We start from the raw sequence: 8,198 nt of genomic DNA on the forward strand, positions 1-8,198 counted from the left end.
AAAAGACGTTAGTATCAAAAAGAGGGGCAGGAAGAGGGGAGGGGGGGTCTCCCCTCCGCTCGGGGGCGCGGCGGGTCGTTTTTTCCCCTTTTCTAGGGGGGGGGGGGGGGGGGGGGGCCCCCCCCCCGCGGCGGGTCAGCCCTTGGCGAGCAGCGCCTCGGCGTGCGCGCGCACCTGATCCTTCGTCAGGTAGGCGTCGGTGTACTCGAAGTCCCGCAGCCGGGCGGGCTGGCGGGCCAGGAACCCGGTCCGGACGAAGTCGTCGCCGGCGGTGGCGTTGAGCAGCCAGTTGGCGCCGACCCGGAACTTCGCCACGTTGGTACGCATCGCCATCAGGTGGTAGCCGCGGGCGACCACCTGGGCGGGGACGCCGCGCAGTTCGACGCCGACCGGCTTGGAGACCGCGTCCTTGCCGCCGAGGTCCACCACCAGGCCCAGGTCCTTGTGGTAGTAGGGCTCCAGCGGCTGGTTGCGCAGCGCGGCGATCACGTTGTTGGCCACCGCCCGGCCCTGGCGGGCGGAGTGCTGGGCGGTGGGCGGGCAGACCGCGCCGTCGCCCTTCGCGAGGTCCGGGACGGCGGCGGCGTCGCCGAGTGCGAAGACGCCCTCGAACTGCGGCACCCGCATCTCCGCGGTGACCGCGATCCGGCCGCGGACCGTCTCGGCGTCCAGGGTGCCGATCAGCGGGCTCGCCGCGACGCCGGCCGTCCAGATCAGCGTCCGGCAGGGGAGCACCCGGCCGTCGGTGAACTTGACCGACTCGGCGCCGACTTCGGCCACCGAGACGCCCAGCGAGACCTCGATGCCGCGCTCGCGCAGCACCTCCAGGGCGGCGACGCCGAGGGCGTCGCCGAGCTCCGGCATCAGCTTCGGGGCGATGTCGATCAGGTGCCACTTGATCTGCCGGGCGTCCAGCCGCGGGTAGCGCCGGGCGGCCGCGGTGGTCAGCCGCTGGAGGCAGGCGGCGGTCTCGGTGCCCGCGTAGCCGCCGCCGACCACCACGAACTGGAGCCGGGACTCGCGCTCCCGCTGGTCCAGGGTGGCGGAGGCGAGGTCGAGTTGGGCGATGACGTGGTCGCGGACGTAGGTCGCCTCGGCGAGCGTCTTCATGCCGCGCGCGTAGTCGGTCAGGCCCGGGATGTCGAAGGTGCGGGTCACGCTGCCGGGCGCGAGCACCAGGTAGTCGTACTTCTGCGCGACCACCTCGTCGGTGATCTTGCGGACCACGCAGACCTTGGAACGCGGGTCGACGCCGATCGCGCCGCCGGGGACGATGTGGGTGCGGCGCAGCGTCCGGCGGAGCGAGACCGCGACCGACTGCGGGGTCAGCACCCCGGCCGCCACGTGCGGGAGCAGCGGCAGATAGAGCTGATAGCTGAACGGCGTGACCAGCGAGATCTCCGCCTCCGAGGGCGTGAGCTTGCGTTCGAGCCGGCGAGCGCACTCCAGTCCGGCGAAGCCACCGCCCACGATCAGGATCCGAGCTCGTTCCATCGTTCATCCCTTACAGTGCAGTTCGTACCGTGCAAGGTCCCCACTACTCTGAGCCACACTCGCACGGCGGAGCGGGCGCTGCCACCGGACGGCGCGGATGGCGCAGGCCCGCGCCGGGCGGGGACGGCACGCGGCGCCCGGTCCGCGCATATGCCCGATAGGCTGTCCGGCGTGCTCCCCGAGGTGACGGCGGTCCGTTATGTGACGCCACTGCGAGAAGGCGGCTCGATGCCGGGCCTGGTCGAGGCCGACGACCGGCGGCTGTACGCCCTGAAATGGGTCGGCGCCGCGCAGGGCCGCAAAGCGCTGGTGGCGGAGGTGCTGGCCGGTGAGCTGGGCCGCCGGCTCGGGCTGCCGGTACCGGAGTTGGTCACCGTGGACCTCGACCCGGTGCTGGCCCGCAGCGAGCCGGACCCGCAGATCCAGGACCAGATGCGGGCCAGTGGCGGCCGCAACCTCGGGATGGCCTTCGTCAGCGGGGCGCTCAACTTCGACCCGCTCTGCTTCGAGGTGGACGCCGGGCTGGCCGGGCAGGTGCTCTGGTTCGACGCCCTGATCGGCAACGTCGACCGCTCGTGGCGCAACCCCAACCTGCTGGTGGCCACCGGCGGGCTGCGGCTGATCGACCACGGCGCCAGCCTGATCTTCCATCACCACTGGGCGGGCGCGGCCGGCTGGATCCGCCGCCCGTACGACGCCTCCGACCACGCGCTGTTGCGCGCGGAGCCCGATCTGGTGGCCGCGGACAAGGCGCTCGCGCCGCTCGCCGAGGCGGCGGTGGAGGCGGCGGTGGCGCAGATCCCGGACGTCTGGCTGGTGGACGAGCCGGGCTTCGACTCGCCCGAGGCGGTGCGCGCCGCGTACCGCTCCCAGCTGACCGGGCGACTGGCCGGTCCGCGTGACTGGCTGCCGGAGGTCTCCGCATGAGCGAGTCCGTGACGCCGGCCCCGCCGGCCGTCGAGCTGCACGACTACGAGTACGCGGTGATCCGGGCGGTGCCCAGGGTCGAGCGCGGCGAGTGCGTCAACGTCGGGGTGCTGCTGTACTGCCGGCAGAGCGCGCACCTGGGCGCCCGGACCCATCTGGACCAGGCCCGGCTGCTGGCGCTCGACCCGGTGGCGGACGTCGCCGGGGTGCGGCGGGCGCTGCACGGGATCGAGGCGGTCTGCGCGGGCGGGCCCGCGGCCGGTCCGGCGGCGGGCGACAGTCCGGGGCAGCGGTTCCGCTGGCTGACGGCGCCGCGCAGCGCCGTCGTCCAGCCGGGACCGGTACACACCGGGCTGACCGGTGACCCCGAGGCCGAGCTGCGGCGGCTCTTCGACCAGCTGGTGCTCTGAGGACGACCGGTCGGGTGCCCGGGGGCCGTCCGGAGGCCCTTCCGGGGCCGAGCGGTTGACCTGCGGACTTTTGCCCCGGTCAAAGCTTGAGTTGGTGAAGCACTCGGTCGTACGCTGGCCCCATGGGTTCGACAGCGACGACGACCGTACCGACCAACGCCGAGTTGATGGAGGCGTTGGCCGCCGTCGGCGCCGCCTACTTCCAGGACTTCGCGGGAGCCGCGGCCCGGCACGGCCTCTCCTCCTCCCAGGCGAAGGCACTCGGTGCGGTGCAGGAGCCGGTGCCGATGCGCGCGCTGGCCGGCCGGCTGGGCTGCGACGCCTCCAACGTGACGGGGATCGTCGACCGGCTGGAGTCGCTCGGCCTGGCCAACCGCGAGGCGGCGGCCGGTGACCGGCGGGTCAAGATCGTCGTGATCACCGAGCAGGGCCGCGAGATCCTCGGGCTGATCCGCGGCGAGATGAGCCGTACCCACCAGGCCTTCGAGGCGATGACGGACGAGCAGCGGATCTCGCTGCACTCGATCTGCGCGCAGGTGCTGCCGGTCCTCGCCGGGCGCTCGCCCGGCACGGTGTAGCGGTTCGGCGGCACAGCGGCACAGCGATCGGCCGGGGCGGGCGCGGGAGGCGGCAGCGCCCGGTCCGCCGCCGCTCGCGCTGACCTCGGCTGTTAGGCTTGCGAAGCGTGAGCGCGAAGCCCCAGATCCCCAATGTCCTGGCCTCCCGGTACGCCTCGGCGACCCTGGCCCAGCTGTGGTCCCCCGAGCACAAGGTGGTCCTTGAGCGCCACCTGTGGCTCGCCGTCCTGAAGGCCCAGCAGGACCTCGGCGTGGAGGTGCCCGCGGGCGCCGTCGCCGACTACGAGCGGGTGATCGACCAGGTCGACCTCGGTTCGATCGCCGCCCGGGAGCGGGTCACCCGGCACGACGTGAAGGCGCGGATCGAGGAGTTCAGCGACCTCGCCGGCCACGAGCAGATCCACAAGGGCATGACCTCCCGGGACCTGACCGAGAACGTCGAGCAGCTGCAGATCCGCCAGTCGCTGGAGCACGTCCGCGACCGCACGGTCGCCGTGCTGGTCCGCCTGGGCCGGCTCGCCGCCCAGCACTCCGAGCTGGTCATGGCCGGCCGGTCGCACAACGTCGCCGCGCAGGCCACCACCCTGGGCAAGCGCTTCGCGACCGTCGCCGACGAGGTGCTGGTCGCCTTCCGCCGGCTGGAGGAGCTGATCGCCCGCTACCCGCTGCGCGGGATCAAGGGCCCGGTCGGCACCGCCCAGGACATGCTGGACCTGCTCGGCGGCGACACCGACAAGCTCGCCGAGCTGGAGCGCCGGGTGGCCGGTCACCTCGGCTTCGACCACGTGCTGACCAGCGTCGGCCAGGTCTACCCGCGCTCGCTGGACTTCGAGGTGCTCACCGCCCTCGTCCAGCTCTCGGCCGGGCCGTCCAGCCTGGCCAAGACGATCCGCCTGATGGCCGGCCACGAGCTGGTCACCGAGGGGTTCAAGGAGGGCCAGGTCGGTTCCTCCGCGATGCCGCACAAGATGAACACCCGCTCCTGCGAGCGCGTCAACGGCCTGGCCGTCATCCTGCGCGGGTACGCCTCGATGACCGCCGAGCTGGGCGGCGACCAGTGGAACGAGGGCGACGTCTCCTGCTCGGTGGTCCGCCGGGTCGCGCTGCCGGACGCCTTCTTCGCCTTCGACGGCCTGCTGGAGACCTTCCTGACCGTCCTTGACGAGTTCGGCGCCTTCCCCGCCGTGATCGAGGCCGAGCTGGACCGCTACCTGCCCTTCCTGGCCACCACCAAGGTGCTGATGGGCGCGGTGCGGGCGGGCGTCGGCCGGGAGACCGGGCACGAGGTCATCAAGGAGCACGCCGTCGCCTCGGCGCTGGCGATGCGGGCCGGCGCGCGGGAGAACGAGCTGCTGGACCGGCTGGCGGCGGACGCGCGGATCCCGCTGGACCGGGCCGGGCTGGACGCGCTGCTGGCCGACCGGCTCTCCTTCACCGGCGCGGCCGGTGCCCAGGTCGCCGAGGTGGTCCGCCAGGTCGAGGCCGTCGCGGCCGCCTACCCCGAGGCCGCCAAGTACGCCCCGGGTGACATCCTCTGACGTTGCCTCAGGCCTTCGTGGGCCCCGCCGCCGATCCGGTGGCGGGGCCTTCGCCGTGTCCGGCGGCGGCATGGCCCGGATCCAGCGGAGGGGCGGTGCCGCAGGCGTAGGTGCAGTCCGGCTCGGCGACCGGGTGGTCCTCGGGGGCCAGCACATTGCCCCGGACGGTGGTGAAGGCCGTCACCGCGCCGGTGACCAGCAGCCCGGCGCAGATCAGCATCGCGGTCCGGAAGGCGGAGTCCACCGAGGCCGGCACCCGGTAGGCCTCGCCGCTGAGCCCGGCCAGCGCCGGCAGGGCGGCCACCGCGAGCAGCCCGGCCGCGCGGGCGGCGGCGTTGTTGACGCCGCTGGCGATCCCGGCATGCCGGACCTCCACCGCCGCGAGCACCGTCGCGGTCAGCGGCGCGACCAGCAGGACCATCCCGCATCCCATCACGGTGGCGGCCGGCAGCACGTCCGTCCAGTACGAGGCGTCGGAGCCGATCCGCAGCATCAGCAGGACACCCGCCGCGCAGAGCAGCGGCCCCACGGTGAGCGGGAGGCGCGGGCCGATCCGCTTGCCGAGCCGGCCGGCCCGGGCGGACAGCGCGAGCATCAGCACGGTGATCGGCAGCAGGGCGAGCCCGGAGACCAGTGGGGAGAAGCCGGAGACGATCTGCAGTTGGACGACCAGGAGGAAGAAGACGCCGCTGAACGCCGCGTAGACGCAGAGGGTGACCAGGTTCACCGCGGTGAACAGGCGGGAGGAGAAGAGGCCGAGCGGCAGCATCGGCTCCGGGACGCGGCGTTCGACCACCACGAAGGCCGTGCCCAGCAGCAGGCCGGCCGCGCCGGACACCCACACCACGGCCGAGAGCCCGTCGCCCGCCGCGGTCAGCGCGTAGGTGACCGAGCCCAGCGCGAGCGCGGCCAGCGCCGCGCCGAGGACGTCGAACCGGCCGGTCACGCTCTCGTCCCGGCTCTCCGGGACGTGCCGGGAGGCCACCGCGACCACCAGGGCGGCGAGCGGGACGTTCAACAGGAAGATCCACCGCCAGCCGGGGCCGTCCACCAGCCAGCCGCCGAGGAACGGGCCGATCGCGGCGGACACCCCGCCGAGGCCGGACCAGAGGCCGACCGCCGCCGAGCGGTCGTCAGGGTGGAACACCGCCTGGAGCATCGCCAGCGAACCAGGGGTGAGCAGCGCCCCGCCGACGCCCTGCACCGCGCGGGCGGCGACCAGCACCTCGATGGTGGGGGCCGCGGCGCAGGCCGCCGAGGCGGCGGCGAACCAGAGCACGCCGATCAGGAAGACGCGGCGCCGGCCGTAGCGGTCACCGAGTGCGCCGCCGAGCAGGATCAGGCCGGCCAGGGTGAGCAGATAGGCGTTGAGTGTCCATTGCAGGGCGGCGAGCGGAGCGCCGAGATCGGTGCCGATCCGGGGCAGTGCGACGTTGACGACGGTGCCGTCGAGCATCGCCATGCTGGAGCCGAGCACCGTCGCCAGTAGTACCCAGCGGCCCTGCGCGGTGCCCAGGCGCAGGGTGCCGGCCTCGGAGGTGGTCACCGCCTGATCCTGCGCTCCGGGACGCGACGTGACAAGGGTCACCGGGGGTGTGTCGGCGGATGGCTTTCCGTAGGTGATCGCATGCGTACGGACACCGAAATCGGCGGAGCGTCGTGGATCAGTGGCACGCGGTGAATCGATTGTGCACATACTGTGCAGTCGATCATTCGGAGTGTCACGGCCTTCCCGGTAGTGGTTGTCGATTCAAGAGATCGACATTGCTTCGCCCGGGCGGATGAGTTTTAGTTCAGCGACCGCCCGGCATTGGACCGGGTGGCCACCGGGTGGAACGCCTAGTCCTGCCGCTGCCCGGTGGTACGAACCGAACTCTGTACGGCAGGAGCGGGGGACCCAAAGGTAAGTCGCCGGACCGGAATTCACGGTCCGGCTTGGGGTGAAGCCGCGCTATGCGGCCGGGCAACTCCAGCCCGAACCCGACAGCTCACCTCGCAGGCGTCGGAGAGGACAGTTCGCCATGCCCGCACAGGCTCGTCGTATCACCCTGCCCCGCGCCGCCCGCATCGGCATCGCCACCGCCGTGACCGGCGCCGCTTTCGCCCTCCCGCTGGTGACCACCATCAGCGCCCAGGCCCACACCGCCCCGGCCGCCAAGCCCGCGCAGACCTCCACCTGGACCGGCGCCACCAGCGTCGACGCCGCGCCGGCCGCTGCCGCGCAGCCGGCCGCCGAGGCCGCCAAGCCGGCCGCCGCGCCGGCCGAGGAGAGCTACAAGGTCGTCGGCGGGGACACCCTGTCGAAGATCGCCGACGCCAAGCAGGTCGAGGGTGGCTGGAAGGCCCTCTACGACCACAACCGCTCGGTCGTCGGTGCCAACCCGAACCTCATCTTCCCGGGTCAGCAGCTCGCGCTGGGTGCCAAGGCCGCCGCCGCGCCGGCCGCCGCGGAGGCCGCCAAGCCCGCCGCCCCGGCCGCCAAGCCGCAGGTCTCGCAGGACGCGCAGAAGCCGGCCGCCCAGCACGCCGCCCCGAAGCCGGTCCAGGCCGCCAAGCCCGCCGAGGCCCCGGCCGCCAAGCCGGCCGCCCCCGCCGCCAAGCCGGCCGCTCCGGCCGCCCCCGCGGCGCCGGCCGCCGCGGCCAGCACCTCGGGCTTCGTCGCCCCCCTCGCGAACCCGAAGCTCGGCACCGCCTACGGCGTGGCCGGCTCGATGTGGGCCTCCGGTCACCACACCGGTGCCGACTTCGTCGCCTCCACCGGCACCCCGCTGCGCGCCGTCGGCGCCGGCACCGTGGTGAAGGCCGGCAACGGTGGCGCCTACGGCAACGAGGTCGAGATCAAGCTCGCCGACGGCCACTACGCCGAGTACGCGCACCTGTCCTCGATCGGTGTGAAGATCGGTCAGACCGTCACCGCCGGCCAGCAGATCGGCCTCTCGGGTGCCACCGGCAACGTGACCGGCCCGCACCTGCACTTCGAGATCCGCACCGGCTCGGAGTACGGCTCGGACATCGACCCGATCGCCTACCTGCGGGCGCACGGCGTCTCCCTCTGACCTGAGGTCGGACTTCCGCTGGGTGCGGGGCGTACGACCTCCCGGGATGGTCATGTCGGGTGACCGCTCGACCGGGTGATCGCCGCACCGTCAGCGGATCATGGGCGCGGGACACGCCCTGGCCGGGGAGGGGGGCCCCCCCGACCAGGGGTTCCATGCGGGGGTTTCTGGGGATATGGTCCTCTGTGCGGAAGA

The 8,198-nt window shown here is 73.2% G+C and carries 7 protein-coding genes and 1 riboswitch; of the genes, 5 read left to right on the forward strand and 2 right to left on the reverse strand.

Going from position 1 to position 8,198, the window contains the following annotated elements:
• Positions 1–135 precede the first annotated feature (135 nt).
• A complete protein-coding gene (locus ACZ4UX_RS25890) occupies positions 136–1,494 on the reverse strand; it encodes an NAD(P)/FAD-dependent oxidoreductase (protein WP_329490892.1) in 1,359 nt (452 codons plus the stop codon).
• Between the two features lie 171 nt (positions 1,495–1,665).
• On the opposite strand from ACZ4UX_RS25890, the gene ACZ4UX_RS25895 reads away from it, so the two are divergent.
• The 4 genes from ACZ4UX_RS25895 (at position 1,666) to purB (ending at position 4,947) form a co-directional block, all read left to right on the forward strand.
• Positions 1,666–2,421: a HipA family kinase gene (locus tag ACZ4UX_RS25895; protein WP_465708417.1), complete on the forward strand. Its 756-nt coding sequence runs from the start codon at positions 1,666–1,668 to the stop codon at positions 2,419–2,421.
• Positions 2,418–2,831, forward strand: coding sequence for a DUF3037 domain-containing protein (locus ACZ4UX_RS25900; RefSeq protein ID WP_359806352.1), 414 nt, complete (start codon positions 2,418–2,420; stop codon positions 2,829–2,831). Before ACZ4UX_RS25895 ends, ACZ4UX_RS25900 begins: the two co-directional genes overlap by 4 nt.
• A gap of 122 nt (positions 2,832–2,953) precedes the next feature.
• Positions 2,954–3,409: a MarR family winged helix-turn-helix transcriptional regulator gene (locus ACZ4UX_RS25905; RefSeq protein WP_329490895.1), complete on the forward strand. Its 456-nt coding sequence runs from the start codon at positions 2,954–2,956 to the stop codon at positions 3,407–3,409.
• A gap of 107 nt (positions 3,410–3,516) precedes the next feature.
• Positions 3,517–4,947 carry an adenylosuccinate lyase gene (gene purB, locus ACZ4UX_RS25910; protein ID WP_352291788.1) on the forward strand — a complete coding sequence of 477 codons (1,431 nt, stop codon included), beginning with the start codon at positions 3,517–3,519 and terminating at the stop codon, positions 4,945–4,947.
• Between the two features lie 7 nt (positions 4,948–4,954).
• Here the strand turns inward: purB and ACZ4UX_RS25915 are convergent, their stop codons facing one another.
• Positions 4,955–6,493, reverse strand: a complete 1,539-nt coding sequence (locus ACZ4UX_RS25915) for an MFS transporter (RefSeq protein ID WP_465708418.1) — start codon at positions 6,491–6,493, stop codon at positions 4,955–4,957.
• A gap of 310 nt (positions 6,494–6,803) precedes the next feature.
• Positions 6,804–6,964, forward strand: a riboswitch (cyclic di-AMP (ydaO/yuaA leader).
• 4 nt (positions 6,965–6,968) lie between these two features.
• On the opposite strand from ACZ4UX_RS25915, the gene ACZ4UX_RS25920 reads away from it, so the two are divergent.
• Positions 6,969–8,003 (forward strand): M23 family metallopeptidase, encoded by a 1,035-nt coding sequence (locus ACZ4UX_RS25920; RefSeq protein WP_380390687.1) that lies wholly within the window; start codon positions 6,969–6,971, stop codon positions 8,001–8,003.
• Positions 8,004–8,198 lie beyond the last annotated feature (195 nt).

The organism is Kitasatospora sp. NPDC028961 (genome assembly GCF_055564815.1).

Bases quoted from the DNA above. Each gene is read 5' to 3' on its own strand.
- ACZ4UX_RS25890 (WP_329490892.1), bottom strand. From the start codon at position 1,494: ATGGAACGAGCTCGGATCCTGATCGTGGGCGGTGGCTTCGCCGGACTG.
- ACZ4UX_RS25900 (WP_359806352.1), top strand. From the start codon at position 2,418: ATGAGCGAGTCCGTGACGCCGGCCCCGCCGGCCGTCGAGCTGCACGAC.
- ACZ4UX_RS25905 (WP_329490895.1), top strand. From the start codon at position 2,954: ATGGGTTCGACAGCGACGACGACCGTACCGACCAACGCCGAGTTGATG.
- ACZ4UX_RS25920 (WP_380390687.1), top strand. From the start codon at position 6,969: ATGCCCGCACAGGCTCGTCGTATCACCCTGCCCCGCGCCGCCCGCATC.